This is a genomic window from Mycobacterium sp. NGS16 (genome assembly GCF_059813225.1).
Genome location: NZ_JCALEE010000002.1, coordinates 235292 through 258406, shown reverse-complemented (window position 1 = coordinate 258406; position 23115 = coordinate 235292). Strand labels below are relative to the sequence as shown.

The 23115-nt window shown below is 69.0% G+C and carries 19 protein-coding genes; 13 read left to right on the top strand and 6 right to left on the bottom strand.

Annotated features, from left to right (window positions below; translation table 11 throughout):
- From AC5Y4Q_RS06830 to AC5Y4Q_RS06815, 4 genes are all read right to left on the bottom strand, one after another.
- Entirely contained in the window at window positions 1–465 is a 465-nt protein-coding gene (locus tag AC5Y4Q_RS06830; protein ID WP_125225058.1) for a lipoprotein LppJ family protein, read from the bottom strand.
- Window positions 466–526: 61 nt separating this feature from the next.
- Entirely contained in the window at window positions 527–2506 is a 1980-nt protein-coding gene (locus AC5Y4Q_RS06825; RefSeq protein WP_499958469.1) for a putative alpha/beta hydrolase, read from the bottom strand.
- 70 nt (window positions 2507–2576) lie between these two features.
- Window positions 2577–2903: a hypothetical protein gene (locus AC5Y4Q_RS06820; RefSeq protein ID WP_064922671.1), complete on the bottom strand. Its 327-nt coding sequence runs from the start codon at window positions 2901–2903 to the stop codon at window positions 2577–2579.
- Window positions 2900–4471, bottom strand: a complete 1572-nt coding sequence (locus AC5Y4Q_RS06815) for an MBL fold metallo-hydrolase (protein ID WP_064922670.1) — start codon at window positions 4469–4471, stop codon at window positions 2900–2902. The genes AC5Y4Q_RS06820 and AC5Y4Q_RS06815 overlap by 4 nt, the downstream gene beginning before the upstream one ends.
- A gap of 81 nt (window positions 4472–4552) precedes the next feature.
- On the opposite strand from AC5Y4Q_RS06815, the gene AC5Y4Q_RS06810 reads away from it, so the two are divergent.
- The 4 genes from AC5Y4Q_RS06810 to AC5Y4Q_RS06795 are packed head-to-tail and all read left to right on the top strand — an operon-like array spanning window position 4553 to window position 7739.
- Window positions 4553–5341: a lysophospholipid acyltransferase family protein gene (locus AC5Y4Q_RS06810; protein ID WP_064922669.1), complete on the top strand. Its 789-nt coding sequence runs from the start codon at window positions 4553–4555 to the stop codon at window positions 5339–5341.
- A 6-nt stretch (window positions 5342–5347) separates the two neighbouring features.
- Window positions 5348–6121 (top strand): lysophospholipid acyltransferase family protein, encoded by a 774-nt coding sequence (locus AC5Y4Q_RS06805; protein WP_064922668.1) that lies wholly within the window; start codon window positions 5348–5350, stop codon window positions 6119–6121.
- 2 nt (window positions 6122–6123) lie between these two features.
- Complete coding sequence (locus AC5Y4Q_RS06800) at window positions 6124–6918, top strand: lysophospholipid acyltransferase family protein (protein WP_064922667.1); 795 nt, start codon at window positions 6124–6126, stop codon at window positions 6916–6918.
- A complete protein-coding gene (locus AC5Y4Q_RS06795) occupies window positions 6918–7739 on the top strand; it encodes an HAD family hydrolase (protein WP_125225062.1) in 822 nt (273 codons plus the stop codon). The genes AC5Y4Q_RS06800 and AC5Y4Q_RS06795 overlap by 1 nt, the downstream gene beginning before the upstream one ends.
- A 60-nt stretch (window positions 7740–7799) precedes the next feature.
- On the opposite strand, the gene AC5Y4Q_RS06790 is transcribed toward AC5Y4Q_RS06795, so the two are convergent.
- Both AC5Y4Q_RS06790 and AC5Y4Q_RS06785 read right to left on the bottom strand, forming a co-directional pair.
- Window positions 7800–9491, bottom strand: coding sequence for an N-acetylmuramoyl-L-alanine amidase (locus tag AC5Y4Q_RS06790; protein WP_185746621.1), 1692 nt, complete (start codon window positions 9489–9491; stop codon window positions 7800–7802).
- Window positions 9492–9644: 153 nt separating this feature from the next.
- Window positions 9645–10517, bottom strand: a complete 873-nt coding sequence (locus tag AC5Y4Q_RS06785) for a hypothetical protein (RefSeq protein ID WP_064922664.1) — start codon at window positions 10515–10517, stop codon at window positions 9645–9647.
- Window positions 10518–10846: 329 nt separating this feature from the next.
- On the opposite strand from AC5Y4Q_RS06785, the gene glf reads away from it, so the two are divergent.
- The 9 genes from glf to fadD32 all read left to right on the top strand — a co-directional run bounded on the left by glf (window position 10847) and on the right by fadD32 (window position 23111).
- The gene (gene glf, locus AC5Y4Q_RS06780; protein WP_499958756.1) at window positions 10847–12058 is read left to right on the top strand and encodes a UDP-galactopyranose mutase; all 1212 of its coding nucleotides are present in this window, start codon (window positions 10847–10849) and stop codon (window positions 12056–12058) included.
- The gene (locus AC5Y4Q_RS06775; protein ID WP_064922662.1) at window positions 12055–13938 is read left to right on the top strand and encodes a glycosyltransferase; all 1884 of its coding nucleotides are present in this window, start codon (window positions 12055–12057) and stop codon (window positions 13936–13938) included. The genes glf and AC5Y4Q_RS06775 overlap by 4 nt, the downstream gene beginning before the upstream one ends.
- Window positions 13931–14467 carry a phosphatase PAP2 family protein gene (locus tag AC5Y4Q_RS06770; protein ID WP_064922661.1) on the top strand — a complete coding sequence of 179 codons (537 nt, stop codon included), beginning with the start codon at window positions 13931–13933 and terminating at the stop codon, window positions 14465–14467. Before AC5Y4Q_RS06775 ends, AC5Y4Q_RS06770 begins: the two co-directional genes overlap by 8 nt.
- Window positions 14460–15371, top strand: coding sequence for a decaprenyl-phosphate phosphoribosyltransferase (locus tag AC5Y4Q_RS06765; RefSeq protein WP_064922660.1), 912 nt, complete (start codon window positions 14460–14462; stop codon window positions 15369–15371). The genes AC5Y4Q_RS06770 and AC5Y4Q_RS06765 overlap by 8 nt, the downstream gene beginning before the upstream one ends.
- Window positions 15349–17358 carry a terminal beta-(1->2)-arabinofuranosyltransferase gene (gene aftB, locus AC5Y4Q_RS06760; protein ID WP_064922659.1) on the top strand — a complete coding sequence of 670 codons (2010 nt, stop codon included), beginning with the start codon at window positions 15349–15351 and terminating at the stop codon, window positions 17356–17358. The genes AC5Y4Q_RS06765 and aftB overlap by 23 nt, the downstream gene beginning before the upstream one ends.
- Before the next feature lie 300 nt (window positions 17359–17658).
- Window positions 17659–18642 (top strand): esterase family protein, encoded by a 984-nt coding sequence (locus AC5Y4Q_RS06755; RefSeq protein ID WP_064922658.1) that lies wholly within the window; start codon window positions 17659–17661, stop codon window positions 18640–18642.
- 164 nt (window positions 18643–18806) lie between these two features.
- The gene (locus tag AC5Y4Q_RS06750) at window positions 18807–19700 is read left to right on the top strand and encodes an esterase family protein (protein ID WP_064922689.1); all 894 of its coding nucleotides are present in this window, start codon (window positions 18807–18809) and stop codon (window positions 19698–19700) included.
- 193 nt (window positions 19701–19893) lie between these two features.
- Window positions 19894–20883: a carboxylesterase Culp6 gene (gene culp6, locus AC5Y4Q_RS06745; RefSeq protein ID WP_419179727.1), complete on the top strand. Its 990-nt coding sequence runs from the start codon at window positions 19894–19896 to the stop codon at window positions 20881–20883.
- Window positions 20884–21197: 314 nt separating this feature from the next.
- Window positions 21198–23111 carry a long-chain-fatty-acid--AMP ligase FadD32 gene (fadD32, locus tag AC5Y4Q_RS06740; RefSeq protein ID WP_064922656.1) on the top strand — a complete coding sequence of 638 codons (1914 nt, stop codon included), beginning with the start codon at window positions 21198–21200 and terminating at the stop codon, window positions 23109–23111.
- Window positions 23112–23115: the final 4 nt, after the last annotated feature.

The following is a 23115-nucleotide window of genomic DNA, read 5'->3' as shown; positions in this document are numbered from 1 at the left end:
TCAGCCGGTCAGCTCACCGGCGATGTCCTGGCGGCTGAGCCCGCCGCGGCTTCGCTGATCGGTGAGGTTTCGGCACTCGCCGTAGATCTTGAGGCTGCCGAAGCGCGGGTGATCGGGCTCCGGTGCCATGATCGCCATCATCTGGCCCCGGTGCAGTACCCGGCCGTAGGGCATCTTGCCCGCCGGCGGGCCGTCGTCCCACCCGAGCCCCGTCATTGTCGCCGCGACCTGACCGATATAGGTCTGTTTGTCGGCATCGGTGGGAAACGTGAAAATCACTGTGGCGACACCACGGTAGGGCGCCTCGTTCTGGTCGTTGCAGGACTCGAACCGAAACGACGCGGTGAAATCGTGGAGGCCGGCGGCTCGCACGATCTGCTTGGCCGGCTCGACAACCTGGGCCCTGCTCTGTTCGTCGGTCAGTTCCGGTCCTTCGAGTTCGCTTCGCCGGTCAGGGGCAGACATCGCGCACCCTCCTATCGCCAGTGCGGTTGCAAGCAGCGCCACGACCCGGCGCCACGTGCGGTCAGCGGTATTGGTGGTCATCGGTGATCGTTCCTGGTGCACGTTTGCCTTCCGGGTCGACCAGTGCTGGGGTTCCGGGGATGCGGGTGTCCACGTGCGGCAGGTTGACATCACCGACGAACGGGACGTGAACCTGCTCCGGCAGGCCGAGGTGGGCCTGGCGGCGGCCCTCGGCGATCAGGCCGTTGTCGGCCAGGGACGGCGCCTTGCCGGCGGCGATGTCGGTCATCGCGCGCAAGGATTCGCTGCCCATGTCGTAATAGCGGGAATGATCGCCGAAGGCCAGCCCCTGGTGGCCGACCGCCTCGGCCTGGAATCGCACCGATCCGTAGGAATCTCCGGCCGGGTCGGTGCCCAGCCCGGCCATGTCGCCCAGTGGGTGGTGCATCGTGTGGTTGATGAAGTCCGCCGCCAGCCCGGACTGTCCCAGCCAGGAGACCGGGTCACTGGACGCGGCTCCGACGTAGACGTGGCCGCCGTTGAGATGAAAGTCGGCGGCGCTCTTGGCCACATCCGTTCCGGGGCAGCCGATCAGCACCGCGTCGCCGGCCTGCATCCCGCTGTTGGCGAACGCGTCGGCCACCGTCGTGGCACCGTAGGAGTGGCCGATCACCGTCACGTGCGACGACAACCCGGCGTCATGCGTCGCCGAGAGTCCGTTGACGTCAGCCGCCAGCATGGCGCCGCCGTCGCGCGCCAGCCAGGGTGTTGCGATCCGCAGGTCCTCGGGGCTGTCCGGGGCGTCGTAGCCCATCCAGGCCATCACCGAGGTCGACTCGGCGGGGTTGGCCAACCGCATCTGGTCGTAGAGGTTGGTCGCGTCGCTGCTTTCCAGCCAGCCCTGCTGCACGCTGTTGCCGGTGCCGGGCACCACCACGGCGGTGTTGTCGGCATGGTCGGGGTTGCCGAGTGCGACCGCCGCCCGACCCTGCCCGTTGAACGCCAGCGGGTCGTAAGCCCACAGCATGGCCTGGCGCGTGGTGGTGCCGTCGGGGTTCACATCGCCCGCGAGGTGCCGTAAGCCCTTCTCGGTCTGCACCGCGTTGGCGTACCGGGTGGCGTCACTGGCCGGCAGTCCGTACGCGGCAGGGTTCTTCAGGATGTCGTCGACGGAGACGCCCCGCAGGTTGGCCAGGTCGCGTACCCGGTTGAGGTCGTCGTGCATCACCGCGAGGTTGACTTCGTTGCGGGCGTCGGCAGGGATGCCGTTGAGGTTGCCCAAGCCCGGGTCGTGTTGGGCGAGATACGCCGCTCGCTGCTGCGGCGTCAGCGCGTTCCACCAGTTCGTGACCGCCTGCGGGTCGGTGCCGGCTGGGGGGATCGGCATCAGCGGATCGCCCAGCGGGGAGCTGGGCTGGTCGAGGTTCTTGACCAGCCCCGGGTCATAGCCCTCGGCGCGCAGCTGGGCTTCGGTGGCGCGCAGCGTGGCCAGGTAGGCGTCACGGATGACGGTGATCCGGCGCAGCGTCTCAGTGGTGTCGTCGATCGCCGCCTGCTGAAGACCGGCGATCTCGTCGTGCACCTGCTTGCGCTGTGCGGCAGTCAGATTCGGGTCCTGGTCCACCTCCAACAGGTGCGTCAGGTTGCGGTCGATGCCCTCGAGCACCTCTTCCAGTTCGGAGCTGCACGCCGCCGACGCCTGCTGCGCTTCGGCCAGCGCCGCGGCGATGCTCTCCAGATCCGCGGCGATCTTCGGCAGCTGTTCGGCCTGCACGCCCAGCGAGGTGGTGACCAGCTGCACCTGGGCGGAATCGTTGATCGGATGGTCGCCGTTCTCCCGGTTCCAGGCGCCCTCGAACCGCTTGCGCGCTTGCTCGAAGGTGGTATCGGCCTCCGCGGCGGACCGGCCGGCGTTGTGAAACGCCTGGGCCAGGCTGTCGATCTGGGCGGGCCGGCCGTGCTGCAGGGCGGCGTTGATCGCCCACGGATCACCACCGGCTTCGGCGACCAGCAGCGGGATGCTGATCGACTCCAGCTGCATCGATCACCCCTTAGCTTTCGGCGGCGATCAACGCTACCACCGCCTCGCCCAGGAGCAATTCACTTCCGGTTCAGCGGGCCAGCAGCTCGTCGAGCAGGTCCCGGAATGCCTTCGGGTCGGCCGGCGTGAACGCCGGCCGGGGCCATGACTGGCCGTGTATCTCCAGGGTGATCAACGTGGATCGCAACGGCCGCTTGACATCCAGCGGCAGCCAGCGCCGCAGATCCGAGCTGCCCCAGATCCGGAACCGGTGAGCTATGCCCAGCGGCTCGGCTTTGTAACCGCGGACCGCGCTCAGCGGGATCACCTTGGCAGTCCCGGAGGGAAAGTGGTAGCGCCGCAAGGTGATCGCCTTGTGGTCTAGGGCGACCAGTCCGTCATCGTAGGAACTGCTCACAGCTTCTCGCTGCGCAGCTCGTGGCCCCTGGCGGTCAGGCAGCGGCCGGTGTTCAGGTCCCACTGCCAGCCGTGCTGATTGCAGGTAAGCGTGTCGCCGTCGACCACCCCGAACTTCGACAGGTCGGCCTTCATGTGCGGGCAGCGCCGCTGAATCTGCCAGCCGGACAAGGTGATCGTCGCTGAGTCATCATGGCTCTCACCGAACCAGCCGTCGGCGTAGACGATCCGATCCTCGGTGAGGCACTTGAAGAATGTGTAGAGGTATTCGTTGTAGCCGCCGACCCGCCATGCTCTGAAGCGGGTGGACAAGAAGATGGTGTTGACCCAGTCGGGTTCGCCGTCGCGCAGCACGGTGCGCACCAGCTCGGGCGGGATACCGAAGCCGTAGCGAAACTTCTCGCCCGGAACTGGTTGGCGCACCATGCGTTTGGGGAAGTCCAGCACGACGGTTTCGGTGTGGGCTCCGCTTTGATCCGACCCGTCCAGCACCAGCTCGACCGGATAGCCGATGCCGTCGCAGATCTCGTCGCTTTGGGCCATGATCGGTTCGAACAGCGCACGCAGCTGTCCCAGCATCGCCGGGCCGGCCGCCGGCGCCCAAGACGCCTTCTCGGCGGCCAGCACCGGTGCCATCCGATCGGCGTAGTCGGCGATGTAGTCCGCCTTGCCGGAGGTGAAGATCGCCTCGACCTCGTCGTCGGGCAGCGGGTGGGTCAGCGCATCCAGTCGCGCCCCGGTGAACTCGGCGCTGCTGCCGGGGATCATCAGCAGTCCGCCGTCGTGGCCGTTGCGGCGCAGCTGATCTAGGAACACCATCTCGTCGGGGAAGATGTTGGCCGGATCGCCGTGGTCATCGTTGAGGTAACGCAGCTCGGGGTCCAGAAAACACGGTGGGCCGGCCGACGGCACCACCCAGGTCGCACCGACGTGCGCGATGTATTGGCGGGCGCGGTCCATCTGCCGTTGCCGCTTCTGGGTGCCGAACGCCTCCTTGGCCCGGGCCGGCATGTCGTAGACCATCGGGTACCAGATCGCCCCGGAGTACTGCAGCAGGTGCACATCGACGGTGTCGAACGCCTGGAGCACGTCCAGGTCGATCGGACGCGAGTCGTTCATGTTGAACACGGTGGTCACCCCGTCGGAAACCACCAGCCCGGAGTCGCCGATCGGGCCGTCAGCCGGGGCGCGCAGCGCGATGATCATCACATCCAGCTCGCCCTTGGGGCCGCGCACCGTGTGGCGCACCGAGTCGGCGGTCTCGAAGAACCGGTGGAAGCCCAGCTCCTCCAGTGCCCCGCGCAGGTCGGGCACCGGATAGTCCGGCAGCAGCACCACCGCGTCCTTGTTGACATGGGCCGCCAGGTGCCGCGGATCGAAGTGATCGCGGTGCAGGTGCGAGATGTAGAGGTAGTCGCAGTCGCCCAGGGCGTCCCAGTCCAGGGCCGAGTTGTCCGGGAACGGAAACCACGACGCGAAGTAGGCCGGGTTCACCCACGGGTCGCACAGGATGCTGCCCGCGGCGGTCTCGATCCGGAAGCCGGCGTGTCCGACGCTGGTGACCCGCACTTGTACCTTCCCGACGCTGTAGGCGATTCCACCCGAGCTTAACGGCGGCGCGGCCGGTGACATCGCTTAGGCTGGACGACTGTGGAGCCGTGGTACGGAAGTGTCGCTACCGTTGCGCGCACGTTGTGGCGCTTCCAGGGGGTGAAGATCACCGTCACCGGCGCGGAGAACGTGCCCCCCAGCGGCGGTGCGGTGGTCGCGATCAACCACACCGGCTACCTCGATTTCGCGTTCGCCGGGTTGGCCGCCTACGACAACCACCCGCGGCGCCGGGTGCGGTTCATGGCCAAGAAGGAGACCTTCGACAACCGGTTCACCGGCCCGATCATGCGCGGCTGCCGGCACATCGCGGTGGACCGCAGCCAGGGAGCCGACGCCTACGCCGCTGCGGTGGAGTATCTGCGGGCGGGTGAACTGGTCGGGGTCTACCCGGAGGCGACCATCAGCCGCAGCTTCGAGCTCAAGGAGTTCAAGTCCGGCGCCGCCCGGATGGCCATCGAGGCGCAGGTGCCGATCATTCCGCACATCGTGTGGGGCGCCCAGCGGATCTGGACCAAGGACCACCCCAGGCGGCTGGGGCGCTCCAAAGTGCCGATCTCGGTGGTGGTCGGTGAGCCGATACCGCCGACGCTGCCCGTCGACGACCTGCGCGCGCTGCTGCAGACCCGCATGCAGCACCTGCTCGAGCAGGCGCAAGATGCCTATCCCGAACATCCAGCCGATGCGTTCTGGGTGCCGCACCGCCTCGGCGGCGGTGCGCCCACCCCGGCCGAGGCGCTGCGGCTCGACGCCGAAGAGGCCGCCCGCAAGGCCGAGGAACGAGCGGCCCGGCACCAGCAGCCGCCGAGCGCGACGGGTGCTGCGGAGTAAGCCTGCATGCAGCCGGTTTTTCGTGCGCTGGAGCTGGCAGCGGTGACCGCGGTGAAGGTCACCGGCGCCCGCATCGATTTCGGCGGGCTGGAGCACATCCCGGCCGAGGGCGGCGCGGTGATCGCAATCAATCACACCGGCTACGTCGACTTCTTGCCGGCGGCGCTGGCGGTCTATCGCCGGGGCCGGCGGATGCGATTCATGATCAAAGCCGAGATGCAGCAGGTCCGGGTGGTGAACTTTCTGATCAACCACACCGGCACCATCCCGGTGGATCGCGGCGCCGGATCCGATGCCTACCGGCATGCGGTGGCCGCGCTGCGCTCCGGGGAGGTGGTCGGCGTCTACCCCGAGGCCACCATCAGCCGCAGCTTCGAGCTCAAGGAATTCAAGTCCGGCGCCGCCCGGATGGCCATCGAGGCGCAGGTGCCGATCGTCCCACTGATCGTCTGGGGCGCCCACCGGCTGTGGACCAAAGACCACCCGAGGGCCCGGTTGATCGGCAGCAGGATGCCGATCACCGTGCTGGCGGGCCCGCCGCTGACGCCGGCCGGCGACGCCGCGACGCTCAGCGCCGCGCTGCGTGCGCAGATGGCGCCGATGCTGGCCGCGGTCCAGCAGGAATATCCGCACCCGGCAGGCCAGTACTGGGTGCCGCGACGCATGGGCGGCGCCGCACCCACCCCGGAGGAGGCCAGGGTTCTCGACGAACGGGAACTGGCCCAGCGGGCGCGTAGGGGCGCGGGTGGCCGGCCGGACCCCTCGAGCATGGAGCAGTGAGCATGGCTGAACCCCTCTTCCGCACTTTGGAGATCGTGATCCCGGCGCTGGCGAAGGCCAACGGGCCCCACCCGACCTTCGAGGGCCTGGAGAACATCCCCGAACGCGGCGGGGCGGTGCTGACCCTCAACCACACCAGCTACCTGGACTGGTATCCGGCCTCGATCGCGGCGCTGCGGCGGCACCGCCGGCTGCGGTTCATGATCAAGGCCGAGATGACCGAGGTGCCGGTGATCAACTACGTGATCAAGCACATCAAGCTGATCCCGGTCGACCGCTCCGCCGGGGCCGGTGCCTACGACGTGGCTGTCCAGCGGCTGCGCGAGGGCGAGCTGGTCGGCCTGCACCCCGAGGCCACCATCAGCCGCAGCTTCGAACTGCGCGAGTTCAAGACCGGCGCCGCCCGGATGGCCCACGCCGCCGGTGTCCCGATCATCCCGGTCATCGTCTGGGGTATTCAGCGGGTATGGACCAAAGATCACCCCAAGCAGCTGTGGCGCAACCACGTTCCGGTGCTGGTGAAGATCGGCCGGCCGATAGACGTCTCCGACGACATCGTGGCGGCCACCGCCGAGCTGCGTGACACCATGGCCGCAATGCTCGAACAGGCGCAACTGGAGTACCCGCACCCGGCCGGCGCCTACTGGGTGCCGCGCCGGCTCGGCGGCAGCGCCCCCACCATGGCCGAAGCCCTGGCGATGCGCGAAGCCGAGCTCGCCGAACGCGATCGCAAACGGCTGGAGCAGGGCAACGGTGGCCGGCTTCGGCGCGCGCTGGCCGGTCTGAGTCGGCATTGATGCACGATCTCCCCGCGCTGATTGCCAGCGACGTCGACGGCACCCTGCTCGACGACACCGAGAACATCACCGCCCGCACCCGGGCGGCGGTGCACGCCGCCATTGAAGCTGGATCCGGCTTCGTCCTGGCGACCGGGCGCCCACCACGCTGGATCCCGCCGGTCGTCGACGCGCTCGGGTTCGCCCCGATGGCGGTGTGCGCCAACGGCGCGGTCATCTATGACCCCGACACCGACCGGGTGATCTCGGCGCGCACGTTGTCGGCCGACAGCCTGGTCAAGCTGGCCGAGGTCGTCGGCCGCATCATCCCCGGCGCCGGCCTGGCGGTGGAACGCATCGGCGAGCGCGCACACGACGCGGCGACGCCGCAATTCGTCAGTTCACCGGGCTACGAACACGCCTGGCTCAATCCGGACAACACTGAGGTTTCGAAAGAGGACCTGCTGTCGCAGCCGGCGATCAAGCTGCTGATCCGCAAGGCGGGGGCGGCCAGCGCCGACATGGCGGCCCAGTTGGCGCCGCATATCGGCAGCGCCGCGGAGCTGACCTACTCCACCAACAACGGCCTGGTCGAGGTGGTGCCGGCCGGTATCACCAAGGCCACCGGCATCGAGGAGCTGATCGCGCCGCTGGGCATCGGCGTCGAGCAGGTGGTGGCCTTCGGCGACATGCCCAACGACCTGCCGATGTTGCTGGCGGCGGGGCACGGCGTGGCGATGGGCAATGCGCATCCGGAGGTGCTGGCCGCCGCCGCCGAGATCACCGCGCCCAACACCGATGACGGACTGGCGCGGGTGCTGGAACGCATTTTTGCGCGTTGACTCTGCGCTGAGGGCGGGGTCTTCTCGCGCTTTTCCGCCCTGGCCGCAGAGTCAACGGGGCTAGCCGACCGGGAACGGATCGACCACCCGGGAGAAGCGCTCCAACTGCACCGGCGGGCCCTCCGGCGGCGGTGGCGGCAGCTCTTCGGCGTTGCCGTCGATGACCCGGATGACGCTGCCACTGGCCCGGTGGTAGTTCAGCGTGCCGTGCTGGAAGTTCTGGCCGATCCACTCCGGTTCGGGGATCTCGCCGCTGGTGGGCAGCCCCAGCATGCCGCGCTCGTAGCCCAGCGACGCCCAGGCGTCGTAGATCGCCCCGGTGACCGGCTGGGCGCCGGTCTCCGGTGACCAGTACACCGCGCCGTGCTCGAAGGTGGCGTACTTGGTGGAACCCGCGCCGATCGCCTCCGGCGAGGTGACGGCGCCGAGCAGGCCGTCGGCGCCGCCCAGCTCCAGCCAGCGGGTGTGGATGGCGCCGCCCTGCATCGTCCTGGCGAGGTCCTCAGGACCGGGCGGGTCGCCGAAGCGGGCCGCGATCTCGCGGATCTCGTTGAGAGCGACGTAGCCCTGTTCACCGGGGCACTCGGTCGCGTCGAGGTCGCGGTGGCCGATGATCGCCGGCAGTGTCAGCGCCGAGCCGCGGGGAAAGTGGGTGGACGAGCCGCCGCCGGAGGTCAGCTGCGCGGTGCCCCGCGGGTCGGTGCGGTCCAACCCGAGTCGCCAGCCCAGCAACCGGCCGACGGTCTCGAGCTGAATCGGTGGGGGAGGGGCGTCGTCGAAGGTGCCGATCATTGACACCCCCCAGGTGTTCTTGTTGAACCCGCCGGCATGGCTGCCCACGATGCCCTTGGTGACGCCGCCGGCTCGGCCCTCGAACACCTGGCCGTACTTGTCCACCAGCGCGTTGTAGCCGATGTCGCACCAGCCCAGGGTGCGGGTGTGGTAGGCGTAGATGGCCCGGATGATCGCCGCGGAGTCCTCGGGGGAGTAGTCGTTGGAGCCCGCGGTGTGATGCACCACCGCCGCCTGGACCGGGCCGCTCTCCACCGGTTTGCCGCACCGGCCGCGCGCACCGGCACCCCACTGGCTGCGCGGGATGATGTTGGGCGGCTGTCCCGGTGCCAGCACCGCGCTCGGCGGCGACCACTGGGCATCGACCGGGGCTTTCGGTGGGGTGATCAACACCGCGGAGATGTTCTGCGCGAACGGCTGTTCGGCGGTGGCCGGGATGTAGCCGAGATCGGGCTTGGGCTGTGCGGCACCGGATTTGGGCTTCGGCGTTGCCGGGGCCGCCGGTTCGGGGTGTGCTTTCGCAGCGCGGGCCGGCCGGGTGACCGCGATCTGCACCGCGGTGGTGCGGCCGACGAATACCGGCTCGGTGCCCTGCGGGCCCGGGGCGGGCGCGTGATCGACCGCCGGGCCATGGTCGGCGGCCTCATGGGCGGTGGCGTACCAGGGCCCCCACGACCCGTCGGCGCGTTGGGCGCGAATCTTTGCCGTGGTGCCGCTCAAGTCGGCACCGGTGAGCGCGACCATGGTGAACGGCTCGTCCTGGGTGAGCTCACGGACGGTGGTCCCCGGTTCCAGATCGGGCAGTGGTTGGTGGTTCAGCTTGGTGGCGGCGGCGCTCGGCGTCTTTGAGATGACAGCCGGCTGAGATCCCGGTCCATCGGCCACCGCCCACGGCAGGATCAGCACGGTCGCGACGGTGGCGGTCAGCTTGATCGTCGGCGGCGGACGACGGGTTGGCACGTGCTGATGTTACGTATGTGCCTTGTGTTGTTAGTGATGCGACACGCGGCCTTGTCGAGCGGCCCCATTGTTAACGGCACCGCAGAGTCTCACGGGTGCCCGGCTGGGCGGGCTGACTCTGCGGTGCCGTTAGGGAAACAGGTCTCCTTGGGATCAGGGGGCCGGCAGCGGGGCGGGTGCGGCCGCGGCGGCCGGCGCGGCACCTTGCGCGGCCTGCGCGATGGACGGGATCACCACACCCTTGAGCAGATCGATGGCCTGTCCGGCACCCAGCTGGTTGGCCGCACTCATCAGGTCGCTGACGACGCCGCCGCTCCCACTGCTCTCCGGCATGCCCAGCGAGGGGTCGCCGAGGATCGGGTAGGTGCCGTCGAGACCCGGGTCCAGGCCCACCGGAGAGGTGAGCGGCATGTCGCCGGCACCCAGCAGGCCGGTGTCCGGGCTGGTCAGACCGGGGCTGGTGAGCCCGGGGCTGGTCAGCGACGAGTCGGACAGCGACGGCGTGGTCAGACCCGGTGAGGTCAGCCCGGGCGTGCCCAGCGACGGCGTGGTCAGCCCCGGCGAGGTCAGGCCGGAGGTGGTCACCCCGGGGGTGCCCACCGGCGGCGTCGACAGTGACGGGGTGGTCAGCGACGGGTCGGTCAGCCCCGGCGAGGTCAGCCCGGGCGTCAGGCCGGGCGAGGTCAGCCCCGGCGTCAGGCCGGGCGAGGTCAGGCCCGGCGACGCCGGGTACATCCCCGGCGAGGCGGGGTACATCCCCGGCGAGGTCAACGAACCCGTCCCGCCCCCGAAGCCGGGCACCGGCGGAAGGTTCACTCCGAACTGGGACAGGCCCTGCGACAGGGCCGAGATCAGCTCATTGGGCAGGTCGGCCACCGATGCGGCCGCAACGAAGTCGTGGTGCTGCGGTGCGTTGGCGCGGGCCGCCAGCTCGGATACAGCGACAACTGCAAACGGACTCGCGACCGCCAGGGCGGCGACTGCGCTCATGGTGGTCGAGAGCCTGCGTCGACGGCGGTTCGGCACGGAAGTCTCCTCAATATGTTTTGCCCTGGGCCCGGGGAGCCGCACGGGCGTTTACTGCCTACCCGGTCGACGGTACGCGTGTGACTCTTGTGAATAGAGTGACGAGATCGAATCGTGAGGAAACTGCGACCAGCGCTTTCCCGCAGTGCGGAGGCCCCGGCTGCGCGCCGAGATCGCCCTGGTGCAGGCGATCGGGGCGTTTTGCCTGCGTGAGCGCAATCTCGCGGTCCGGGCGGCGCGGCACGCGGCGGCCCGGCCGGCGGCGGGGCCGACCGGACGGGGCAGGCGGCGGGGCGCCGACGCTGCTCGCGGCCGCTGTTCAGATACCCTTGGCGCCGATGACCGCTCGTTTTGACCTCTTCGTTGTGGGTTCTGGATTCTTCGGCCTGACCATCGCCGAGCGCGCAGCCACGCAGCTCGGCAAGCGTGTCCTCGTCGTCGAGAAGCGCCACCACATCGGCGGCAACGCCTACTCCGAGGCCGAGCCCCAGACCGGCATCGAGGTCCACAAATACGGCGCCCACCTGTTCCATACCTCTAATAAGCGGGTCTGGGACTACGTGCGGCAGTTCACCGACTTCACCGGCTACCAGCACCGGGTCTTCGCCATGCACAACGGGCAGGCCTACCAGTTCCCGATGGGACTGGGCCTGGTGTCGCAGTTCTTCGGCCGCTACTTCACCCCGGACGAGGCCCGGGCGCTGATCGCCGAGCAGGCCGCCGAGGTCGACACCAAGGAGGCGAAGAACTTCGAGGAAAAGGCGATCAGCCTGATCGGCCGCCCGCTCTACGAAGCATTCGTCAAGCACTACACCGCCAAGCAGTGGGAGACCGACCCCACCGAGCTGCCCGCGGCCAACATCACCCGGCTGCCGGTGCGCTACACCTTCGACAACCGCTACTTCAACGACACCTACGAGGGGCTGCCGGTCGACGGCTACACCGCGTGGCTGGAGAACATGGCGGCGCACGACAACATCGAGGTCCGCCTGGAGACCGACTGGTTCGACGTCCGCCAGGAACTGCGGGCGGCCAGCCCCGACGCGCCGGTGGTCTATACCGGACCGCTGGACCGTTACTTCGACTACGCCGAAGGCCGGCTCGGCTGGCGCACCCTGGACTTCGAGGTCGAGGTGCTGCCGACCGGGGATTTCCAGGGCACCCCGGTGATGAACTACAACGACGCCGACGTGCCCTACACCCGCATCCACGAATTCCGGCACTTCCACCCGGAACGGTCCTATCCGACCGACAAGACGGTGATCATGCGCGAATACGGTCGATTCGCGCGTGACGATGACGAGCCGTACTACCCCATCAACACCCCCGACGACCGTGCCATGGTCGAGGCCTACCGCCGGCTGGCCAAGGCCGAGATGGAGTCGGCGAAGGTGCTCTTCGGCGGGCGGCTGGGCACCTATCAATATCTGGACATGCACATGGCCATCGCCAGTGCGCTGAGCATGTACGACAACATCCTGGCGCCGCACCTCGCCGACGGTGTTGCGCTGCACGAGAACAACAGGGAAAACAACCGATGACCAAGGCCACGAGTTCGCGTGCGGTGAGCCGACTTTCGCGAATCATCCTGCCACGCCACGGTGAGCCGCTGGACGTCCGCAAGCTCTACATCGAGGAGTCGGAGACCAACAGCCGCCGGGCGCATCCGCTCACCCGCACCAGCCTGGAGATCGGCGAGGAGTCGGAGGTGTCGTTCGCGACGTACTTCAACGCCTTCCCGGCCTCCTACTGGCGCCGCTGGTCGACGGTGGAGTCGGTGGTGCTGCGCCTGGAGCTCACCGGGTCCGGTCGCGTGGATGTCTACCGCTCCAAGGCGACCGGTGCGCGGATCGCGGTGGACGGCAAGCCCTTTGACGGCAGTGGCACCCCGGCGATCATCGAGTTCGAGGTCGGCCTGCAGCCCTTCGAGGACGGCGGCTGGATCTGGTTCGACATCACCACCGACACCGCGGTCACATTGATCGGCGGTGGCTGGTACGCGCCGACCGAAGCGCCCGGGCGCGCTGACGTCGCCGTTGGGATCCCCACGTTCAACCGGCCCGAGGACTGCGTCAACGCGCTGACCGCGCTCACCTCCGACACGTGCGTCGACGAGGTGATCAGCGCGGTGATCGTCCCGGACCAGGGCACCCGCAAAGTGCGTGACCATCCGGGCTTTCCCGCGGCGGCCGCCGCCCTGGGCGACCGGCTGTCGGTCCACGACCAGCCCAACCTCGGCGGCTCCGGCGGCTATAGCCGGGTGATGTATGAGGCGCTGAAAAACACCGGCTGCGAACAGATCCTGTTCATGGACGACGACATCCGCATCGAACCGGACTCGATCCTGCGGGCACTCGCCCTGAGCCGGTTCGCCAAGACACCCACTCTGGTCGGTGGGCACATGCTCAACCTGCAGGAGCCGTCGCACCTGCACGTCATGGGCGAGGTCGTCGACCCCGACGTGTTCATGTGGACCAACGCCCCGCACACCGAGTACGACCACAACTTCGCCGAAAAGTCGCTGGCCGAAAGCCCCGAGCTGCACCGGCGCATCGACGTCGACTTCAACGGCTGGTGGATGTGCATGATCCCGCGCGCCGTCGCCGAGGAGGTTGGCCAGCCGGTGCCGTCGTTCATCAAGTGGGACGACGCCGAGTACGGGCTGCGGGCCGGCAAGCACGGCTACCCCACGGTCACCCTGCCGGGCGCGGCGATCTGGCACATGGCCTGGAGCGACAAGGACGACGCGATCGACTGGCAGGCCTACTTCCACCTGCGCAACCGGTTGATGGTGGCTGCGCTGCACTGGGACGGCAAGATCTCCGGTCTGATCCGCAGCCACCTCAAGGCGACGTTGAAACACCTTGCCTGCCTGGAGTATTCGACGGTCGCCGTGCAGAACAAGGCGCTGGACGACTTCATGGCCGGCCCCGAGCACATCTTCTCGATCCTGGAGTCGGCGCTGCCGGACGTCCACGCGTTGCGCAAGAACTATCCCGACGCGGTGGTGCTGCCGGCGGCCAGCCAGCTGCCCGCCCCGTCGCAGCGCCGCAGGCCGATGCACCCGCCGGTGCAGCCGCTGTCGATCGGTTACCGGCTGGCCCGCGGCATCGCTCACAATCTCAAGGCCACCGCGGCCGAGCACCATCAGCGCCCGCAGCTCAACGTGCCCACTCAGGACGCCCGGTGGTTTCTGCTGTGCACCCAGGACGGCGTCACCGTCACCACCGCCGACGGACGTGGCGTGGTCTACCGTCAGCGCGACCGGGAGAAGATGTTCGCCCTGCTGCGCGAGTCGCTGCGCCGCCAGTACCAGCTGGGCCGCCGCTTCGACGACCTGCGCCGGGCCTACCGCCGGGCCCTGCCGCAGCTGGCCAGCAAACAGCAATGGGAGACGGTCCTGTTGGAGAGCCATGACTGAACCGGCGGTCGGCCCGCCGCACGGTGAGGACGCCGTGCTGGTCGCCGTGCAGTCCGCGCTCACCGGCCGCAGCGGCGTGCTACCGACGGCGCGGACGTTGTCGCACTTCGGGGAGCACAGCCTGGGCTGGCTGGCGGTGTCGGCGCTCGGTGCGCTGGCGCAGCCGCGTCGGCGCCGGGCCTGGCTGGCCGCCGGCGCGGGGGCCTTCGCCGCGCACGCAGCCGCGGTGGTGATCAAGCGGCTGGTGCGCCGCGAACGGCCGCACCACCCGGCGATCGCGGTCAATGTCGCCACGCCCAGCCGGCTGAGCTTCCCCTCCGCGCACGCCACCTCCACCACCGCCGCGGCGGTGCTGGTGGGACGGGCGGCCGGCCTGCGCGGGTGGGCGCTGCCGGCGGTGCTGGTGCCGCCGATGGCGTTGTCGCGCATGGTGCTGGGGGTGCACTACCCCAGCGATGTCGCCACCGGCGTGCTGGTGGGAGCCGCGGTCGCCGCAGCCGTGCAACGGATGGAGTCGCGCTATGAGTGAGGACACCCGGGTGGCGGGCCCGCCGGCCAACCTGGTCACCGGAGCCATCAAGGCGATGCGGCCCCGCCAGTGGGTGAAGAACGTGCTGGTGGTGGCGGCGCCCCTGGGCGCGCTGGGCCGCGGTGTGCACTACGACTACGCCGACCTGGCGTTCAAGGTATTGATCGCCTTCGTGGTGTTCTCGCTGGCGGCCTCGGCGATCTACCTGGTCAACGACGCACGCGATGTGGAAGCCGACCGGGCGCACCCCACCAAGCGGTTCCGGCCGATCGCGGCCGGAGTGGTCCCCGAGCCGCTGGCCTACGGCCTGGCGATCGTGCTGGGCGTGGCCTCGCTGGCCGTGTCTTGGTGGCTCAGCCCCAATCTGGCGCTGGTGATGGCGATCTACCTCGCCATGCAACTGGCCTACTGCTTCGGGCTCAAACACCAAGCGGTGCTGGATATCTGCATCGTGTCGTCGGCGTATCTGCTGCGGGCCATCGCCGGGGGCGCAGCCACCAGCATCTACCTGTCGCAGTGGTTTTTGTTGGTGATGGCATTCGGGTCACTGTTCATGGTGGCCGGTAAACGCTACGCCGAACTGCAGCTCGCCGAGCAGACCGGCGCCAAGATCCGCAAATCGTTGGAGAGCTACACCGGCACCTACCTGCGTTTCGTGTGGACGGCCTCGGCCACCGCGATGTTGGTCTGCTACAGCCTGTTCGCCTTCGAGCGCGACAGCGGGTCGGGTTCCTGGTACGCGGTGTCGATCATCCCGATCACGATCGCGATCCTGCGGTATGCGGTCGACGTCGACGGTGGCATGGCCGGTGAGCCCGAGGACATCCTGCGGCGCGACCGGGTGCTGCAGTTGATGGCGTTGGCCTGGATCGGAACCATCGGTGCTGCCGTCGCTTTCGGTTAGCCGGTCGGCGCTCGGCGGATCGCCGGACCCCCGGGTCCGGCCGCTGGGCTGGCCGGCGGTCGCCTACAGCACGTCGGTGCGGCTGAGTTCGTGGGCCGGGGTGGCCATCGTGTTGCTGCTGTTCGGCATCGGCGCGTGGCGGCGGCGCTGGATCTCCGATGACGGACTGATCGTGCTGCGCACCGTGCGAAACCTGTTGGCCGGCAACGGGCCGGTCTTCAACGCCGGCGAACGGGTGGAGGCCAACACCTCCACGGCATGGACCTACCTGATGTATGTCGGCAGCTGGCTGGGCGGGCCGGTGCGCATGGAGTACGTAGCTCTGACGTTCGCGCTGGCGCTCAGCCTGGCCGGGGTGGCGCTGCTGATGTTCGGCGCCACCCGGCTGTACGCGCCGGGGCTGCAGGGCCGCCGCGCGCTGCTGCTGCCGGCCGGGGCACTGGTCTACATCGCGGTGCCGCCCGCCCGGGACTTCGCCACCTCCGGGCTGGAGAGCGGGCTGGTGCTGGCTTACCTGGGGCTGTTGTGGTGGATGCTGGTCTGCTGGTCGCAGGCGCTGCGGATGCCCCGATCCCGAGCCCGCGGAACGCGATTCACCGCCGCGCTGGCGTTCGTGGCGGGCTGCAGCGTGCTGGTGCGCCCCGAGCTGGCGCTGATCGGCGGCGGCGTGCTGATCATGCTGCTGATCGCGGCGCGGGACTGGCGACCCCGGGCGCTGATCCTGGTGGCCGGCGGCGCACTGCCGGTGGCCTACCAGATCTTCCGGATGGGCTACTACGCGCTGCTGGTGCCGGGCACCGCGCTGGCCAAGGACGCCGCCGGCGACAAGTGGTCGCAAGGGATGATCTACCTGGCGAACTTCAACGCGCCCTACGCATTGTGGGTGCCCGCAGTGCTGTTGACGGCGCTGGGTGCGGCGCTGTGGGTGGGCGCCGCAGTGCGCTACCGTCCCCGCCGCCCGGTGCCCCGCGGCGTCGGCACCTGGGCCCGGCTGGTGCAGAGCCCGGGTGCGGTGGTCTGCTTCTTCGTACTCAGCGGTGTGCTGCAGGGCGCCTACTGGATTCGCCAGGGCGGCGACTTCATGCACGGCCGGGTGCTGCTGGCACCGCTGTTCTGCCTGCTGGCCCCGGTGGCCGTCATCCCGGTCCAGCTGCCCGACGGGGCGCGCTTTCACCGGGAGGCCGGTTACCCGCTCAGCGGCGCGGTGGGCCTGCTGTGGCTGGCCGTGGCCGGCTGGGCGTTGTGGGCGGCCAACTCCCCGGGAATGGGCTACGACGCGACCCGGGTCACCTACTCCGGCATCGTCGACGAGCGCCGGTTCTACTCGCAGGCCACCGGCCACGCCCACCCGCTGACCGCCGCCGACTACCTCGGTTACCCGCGGATGCGCGCGGTGCTGACCACGATCGCGGCCACCCCCGACGGCGCGCTGCTGCTGCCCTCGGGCAACTATGACCAGTGGGACGTCGTCCCGGTCATCCTGCCGCCGCCACCGGGGATCGGCGTCCCCGAGCATCCCGATGACGGCGGACCGCACACCGTCTTCTTCACCAACCTGGGCATGCTGGGCATGAACACCGGCCTCGACGTCCGGCTGCTCGACCAGATCGGATTGGCCAATCCGATTGCGGCGCATACCGAACGGCTCGAACACGGCCGGATCGGCCACGACAAGGACCTGTTCCGGGACTGGGTGGTGGCCGACGGCCCGTGGGCCAAGTGGTATCCGCTGATCCCGGGCTACCTGGATCAGGACTGGATCGCCCAGGCAGAGGCCGCCCTGCGCTGCCCCGATACCGCGGCGGTGCTGGGATCGGTGCGCGCGCCGATGGGCCCACGCCGGTTCCTGTCCAACGTGCTGCATTCGGCGAGCTACACCCGGTACCGGATCGACCGGGTGCCGCGCGACGAACTGATCCGATGCGGCCTGGCCGTGCCCGAACCGACCCGCCCGCCCTATACCGGGATGCCGCCCGACGTCCCGTGACGGCGCCCAACCGCCAGCGAACGTCCCCGGCCGAAAATGTGATCGACGTCATGTTCTGCCCGTCGCAGCTACCGGCCGCGTCCGGTCTCACCGGCTGCAATGGCCTCCCGAGCGCAGCGCGCCGGGCACGGAAAAGACCGGTTCGGGCCGATTCACCGGTCGCGTGCCAGAACCGTAAGAGATCCGTGGCCGCTTTCTGTGGTTGACTACACCGGCACTGCCGCACTCGCGCGCGCAGATTTGGTCCGACTCGGGCCACCCACTCAGAGCACGGCAACAAGACGAATGAGGATGTCCAGAATGAAGCTGCTTGACAGGTTGATGGTCGGCGCCGCCGGCGCGGCCCTGCTGGCGGGGTTGGTCGGTGTCGTCGGCGACACCGCGGAGGCAAACGCCTTCTCCCGGCCGGGACTGCCGGTCGAGTACCTGCAGGTGCCTTCGTCGTCCATGGGCCGCGACATCAAGGTCCAGTTCCAGAGCGGTGGCCAGGGCTCCCCGGGCCTGTACCTGCTCGACGGCATGCGGGCGCAGGACGACTTCAACGGCTGGGACATCAACACCCCGGCGTTCGAGTGGTACCTGAACTCCGGCATCTCGGTGATCATGCCGGTCGGCGGCCAGTCCAGCTTCTACAGCGACTGGTACAAGCCGGCTTGCGGCAAGGTCGGCTGCCAGACCTACAAGTGGGAGACCTTCCTCACCAGTGAGCTCCCGGCCTACCTCGCCTCGGAGTACGGCGTGAGCCAGACCCGCAACGCCGCCGTCGGCCTGTCGATGGCTGGTTCGTCGGCGCTGACGCTGGCCATCTACCACCCCAACCAGTTCACCTACGCCGGCTCGCTGTCGGGCTACCTCAACCCGTCCACCGGCAAGGGCTGGATCGGCCTGTCGATGGGCGACGCGGGCGGCTACAAGAAGAACGACATGTGGGGCGACGACAACGACCCGGCATGGCTGCGCAACGACCCGACGGTCAACGTCGACAAGCTGGTGGCCAACAACACCCGGCTGTGGGTGTTCTGCGGCAACGGCAAGGCCAACGAGCTCGGCGGCGACAACATCCCGGCCGTCTTCCTGGAGCAGAACTTCATGATCGGCGCGAACAAGAAGTTCCAGGAGCTCTACCTGGCAGCCGGTGGCAACAACGCGATCTTCAACTTCCCGGAGTACGGCACGCACAGCTGGGAGTACTGGGGTCAGCAGCTGCAGGCCATGAAGCCGGACCTGCAGAGCCACCTGGGCGCTTCGCCGAACAGCGGCGAGAGCAGCAGCTCGGGCGAGTAGTCCCGCACCGAAACGCACCGCCGACGGCGGCGACCCCGATGGGTCGCCGCCGTCGGTAGTTTCCGGCCTGGCTGCGAGCCCCGTGTGATTGACTACCTTGCGTGGTCGGGGCGCGCGACCCGCGGGTGGATCATCACGAAGCTGTGCCGACGAGCGAGGTGGATATGAGCGGACTGTCGAAGTTGCTGCGGACGCTGTGGGTGGCCGTGCTGACTCTGGGCATGTGGGGCGGTGGCGTGATCGTCGGCGCGACCGCGCATGCCGCACAGTTCGAGAACCTGATGGTGCCGTCGCCGTCGATGGGCCGCGACATCCCGGTGGCCTTCCTCAACCAGGGACCCCACGCGGTGTATCTGCTCGATGCCTTCGACGCCCACCCCGAGGTGAGCAACTGGGTGACCGCCGGCAACGCGATGAACACCTTGGCCGGCAAGGGCATTTCGGTGGTCGCACCCGCCGGTGGGGCCTACAGCATGTACACCAACTGGGAGCAAGACGGCAGCAAGCAGTGGGACACCTTCTTGTCCACGGAGCTGCCGGATTGGCTCGCGGCCAACCGGGGGCTGGCGCCGGGAGGCCACGCCGTGGTCGGCGCGGCCCAGGGCGGCTACGGAGCGCTGGCGCTGGCCACCTTCCACCCCGACCGGTTCGGCTTCGCCGGATCGATGTCGGGCTTCCTCGGCCCGTCCAACACCACCGAGAGCGGGGTGATCAGCGCCGGCTTGGAGAACTTCGGCGGCGTCGACCCCTACGGCATGTGGGGGGCACCCCAGCTGGGCCGCTGGAAGTGGCACGACCCGACCGTGCACGCCACGCTGCTGGCGCAGAACAACACCCGGGTCTGGATCTACAGCCCGCTGGGGGGTGCCTCCAACCCGGCCGCGATGATCGGCGACCCGGCCGAGGCGGCCGGCAGCGGCCGGTTCTTCAACATGCAGTACCGCCAGGTGCGTGGCAAAAACGGGCATTTCGACTTCTCGGCCGGTGACAACGGCTGGGGGTCGTGGGCCTCGCAGCTGGGCGCGATGTCCGGCGACATCGTCGGCGCGATCCGCTGATTCTGCCTTGAGTCTGCGCTCACGGCGCAAAAGTGCGAGTCGCGCACGCCCTGGACGCTGAGTCAATGGCCGTCACGGGCCAACGCGACCGGTCTGTACCGTGAGAGGCGCTATGGCCAACAAGAAGCCCGCGAAATCACCGCGCAAATCCCCTCGCAAATCCGCGCCGAAATCGCTCCGCAACCGTCGCCGCATGCTGGCGTGGGTGGCGGCCGGTGCGATGGCGCTGGCGGTGGCGCTCGTCGCGGTGGTGCTGGTGATCTGGATTCGTCACCCGGGTTCGCCGCCGATCGCCGAGCCGCCGTCGGAGGGGGTGCCGCCGAGCGGCTCGGTGCCGCCGCGGGTCAAGAAGCCGCGCCCGGCTTATCAGGACGCCAGCTGCCCGGACGTGCAGTTGGTGTCGGTGCCCGGCACCTGGGAGACCTCGCCCACCGACGACCCGCTGAACCCCACCCAGTTCCCTCGGGCGCTGCTCCTGACCGTCACCCGCCCGATCGCCGAGCAGTTCGACGCGTCCCGGGTGCAGACCTACACGGTTCCCTACACCGCGCAGTTCCACAATCCGCTGTCGGCCGATAAGCAGATGAGCTACAACGACAGTCGCGCCGAGGGCACCCGGGCGACCATCAAGGCGATCACCGAGATGAACGAGCGCTGCCCGCTGACCAGCTACGTGCTGATCGGCTTCTCGCAGGGTGCGGTGATCGCCGGTGATGTCGCCAGCGACATCGGCAACGGACGCGGCCCGGTCGACGAGGACCTGGTGCTGGGCGTGACGCTGATCGCCGACGGCCGCCGCCAGGAAGGCCCGGGCAGTGGGATCAACGTGCCGCCGACCCCGCCGGGTCAGGGCGCCGAGGTGACGTTGCACGAACTGCCGATCCTGTCCGGCATGGGGCTGACCATGACCGGTGCCCGCGAAGGCGGTTTCGGTGACCTCGACCAGCGCACCTACGAGATCTGCGCCCGCGGGGACTTGATCTGTGCCGCACCGCAAGAGGCGTTCAGCATCGGCAAGCTGCCCGCCACCCTGGAGACGCTGGCGGGCGGGGCCGGCCAGCCGGTGCATGCGCTGTACGGCACCACCGACGTCTGGAGCTCCGACGGTGAGTCCGCGACCGAGTGGACGCTGAACTGGGCGCGTGGCCTCGTGGACAACGCGCCGCATCCGCCACACGGCTGAAGCTGGAACCGTCGCGTGACCCCCGGCGGTTCAGCGAGGCTCGACGAAGGAGAGGCGAAGCTGGAACCGTCGCGTGACCCAGCGATGGCCGTCACACGCGGTACCGTTTGATTTGGCACGGGCGGCACCGACCTCTAACATTAAGAAGAATTTAAGAGCGTGCGGCTCGTGGCCGCGGGGCCGGCAGCGCGGGTCGAGGGGATCGGGATCCCGCTACGATCTGTGAGGTCCCGGGCCCGCGTGACGGACCACACCACGTGGCCGGCCGCGCCCGGCAGCCGATGAGAACGTATGTTCGCGACAGGAGATTTTGCATGGCCCCGGCACCAGCACAGGCCGCCTACCACAACCCGTTCATCAAAGACGGCAAGATCCGGTTCCCCGACAACGCCAACCTGGTGCGGACCGTCGAGCGCTGGGCTGCGCTGCGCGGGGAGAAACTGGCCTACCGGTTCCTGGACTACTCCACCGAGCGGGACGGCCTGGCCCGCGACATCTCCTGGGCGGACTTCGGTGCCCGCAACCGCGCGGTGGCGGCCCGGTTGCAGCAGGTCACCGAGCCCGGCGACCGAGTGGCGATCCTGTGCTCGCAGAACCTGGACTACCTGGTGTCGTTCTTCGGGATCATGTACTCCGGCCGGATCGCGGTGCCGCTGTTCGACCCGGGCGAACCCGGTCACGTGGGCCGGCTGCACGCGGTGCTCGATGACTGCACCCCATCGGCGGTGCTGACCACCAGCGACTCCGCCGAGGGGGTGCGCAAGTTCTTCCGCAGCCGCCCGGCCAACGCCCGCCCGCGCGTCATCGCCGTCGACGCGGTGCCCAACGAGGTGGGCTCGACCTGGGTGATGCCCGAACCCGACCGGGACACGATCGCCTACCTGCAGTACACCTCCGGCTCCACCCGCACCCCGACCGGGGTGAAGATCACCCATCTGAACTTGCCCACCAACGTCGTGCAGTTGCTGGACGCTCTCAAGGGGCGCGAGGGTGACCGCGGCGTCACCTGGCTGCCGTTCTTCCACGACATGGGCTTGGTCACGATCCTGCTGTCGTGTGTGTTGGGTCAGCAGTTCACCTTCATGACCCCGGCCGCGTTCGTCCGCCGGCCCTACCGGTGGATCAAGGAGATGTCGCGCAAGGAGGGCGAGACCGGCGAGTGCTTCTCGGTGGCCCCGAACTTCGCCTTCGAGCACGCCGCGGCCCGCGGCCTGCCCAAGGAGGGCGACCCGCCGCTGGACCTGTCCAACGTCCGGGCGATCCTCAACGGCAGCGAGCCGGTGTCGGCGGCCTCGGTGCGCAAGTTCAATGAAGCGTTCGCGCCGTTCGGTTTCCGTCCGGAGGCGATCAAGCCGTCCTACGGGCTGGCCGAGGCCACCCTGTTCGTGTCAACCACCCCGCCCGACGAGGGCCCGCGGATCATCTACGTCGACCGCGAGCAGCTCAACAACGGCAACCGGTTCATCGAGGTGCCCGCCGACGCGCCCAACGCGGTCGCGCAGGCCTCGGCCGGCCGGGTGAGCGTCGACCAATGGGCGGTGATCGTCGACTACGAGACCGGTGCCGAGCTGCCCGACGGCCAGATCGGTGAGATCTGGTTGCAGGGCAACAACATGGGTTCGGGCTACTGGAACCGGGACAACGAGACCACCGACACCTTCCGCAACGTGCTGAAGTCGCGGACCAGCCCGTCGCGCGCCGAGGGCTCCGACGAGGACGGCTTCTGGGTGCGCACCGGCGACTACGGCGCCTACTACAAGGACGACCTCTACATCACCGGCCGGGTCAAGGACCTGGTGATCGTCGACGGCCGCAACCACTATCCGCAGGACCTGGAGTACTCCGCGCAGGAGGCCAGCCGGGCGCTGCGGGCCGGCTACATCGCGGCGTTCTCGGTGCCGGCCAACCAGCTGCCGCAGTCGGCGTTCGACAACCCGCACTCCGGGCTGAAGTTCGACCCGGAGGACACCTCAGAGCAGTTGGTGATCGTCGCCGAGCGCGCCCCGGGCGCCCACAAGCTGGAGTACCAGCCCATCGCCGACGACATCCGGGCGGCCATCGCGGTGCGCCACGGCGTAACCGTGCGTGACGTACTGCTGGTGTCGGCGGGCACCGTGCCGCGCACCTCGAGCGGCAAGATCGGCCGGCGCGCCTGCCGGGCCGCCTACCTCGACGGCAGCCTGCGCGGCGGCACCACCGCACCGAACTCCTTCCCCGACCAGGCTTAAGTCC

Excerpts from the sequence above, each read along its gene's own strand:
- AC5Y4Q_RS06825 (WP_499958469.1), bottom strand. The coding sequence starts at position 2,506 with ATGCAGCTGGAGTCGATCAGCATCCCGCTGCTGGTCGCCGAAGCCGGT.
- AC5Y4Q_RS06800 (WP_064922667.1), top strand. The coding sequence starts at position 6,124 with ATGGCTGAACCCCTCTTCCGCACTTTGGAGATCGTGATCCCGGCGCTG.
- AC5Y4Q_RS06775 (WP_064922662.1), top strand. The coding sequence starts at position 12,055 with ATGACCAAGGCCACGAGTTCGCGTGCGGTGAGCCGACTTTCGCGAATC.
- AC5Y4Q_RS06805 (WP_064922668.1), top strand. The coding sequence starts at position 5,348 with ATGCAGCCGGTTTTTCGTGCGCTGGAGCTGGCAGCGGTGACCGCGGTG.
- AC5Y4Q_RS06765 (WP_064922660.1), top strand. The coding sequence starts at position 14,460 with ATGAGTGAGGACACCCGGGTGGCGGGCCCGCCGGCCAACCTGGTCACC.
- AC5Y4Q_RS06795 (WP_125225062.1), top strand. The coding sequence starts at position 6,918 with ATGCACGATCTCCCCGCGCTGATTGCCAGCGACGTCGACGGCACCCTG.
- AC5Y4Q_RS06770 (WP_064922661.1), top strand. The coding sequence starts at position 13,931 with ATGACTGAACCGGCGGTCGGCCCGCCGCACGGTGAGGACGCCGTGCTG.
- AC5Y4Q_RS06830 (WP_125225058.1), bottom strand. The coding sequence starts at position 465 with ATGTCTGCCCCTGACCGGCGAAGCGAACTCGAAGGACCGGAACTGACC.
- culp6 (WP_419179727.1), top strand. The coding sequence starts at position 19,894 with ATGCTGGCGTGGGTGGCGGCCGGTGCGATGGCGCTGGCGGTGGCGCTC.
- fadD32 (WP_064922656.1), top strand. The coding sequence starts at position 21,198 with ATGGCCCCGGCACCAGCACAGGCCGCCTACCACAACCCGTTCATCAAA.
- AC5Y4Q_RS06750 (WP_064922689.1), top strand. The coding sequence starts at position 18,807 with ATGAGCGGACTGTCGAAGTTGCTGCGGACGCTGTGGGTGGCCGTGCTG.
- AC5Y4Q_RS06755 (WP_064922658.1), top strand. The coding sequence starts at position 17,659 with ATGAAGCTGCTTGACAGGTTGATGGTCGGCGCCGCCGGCGCGGCCCTG.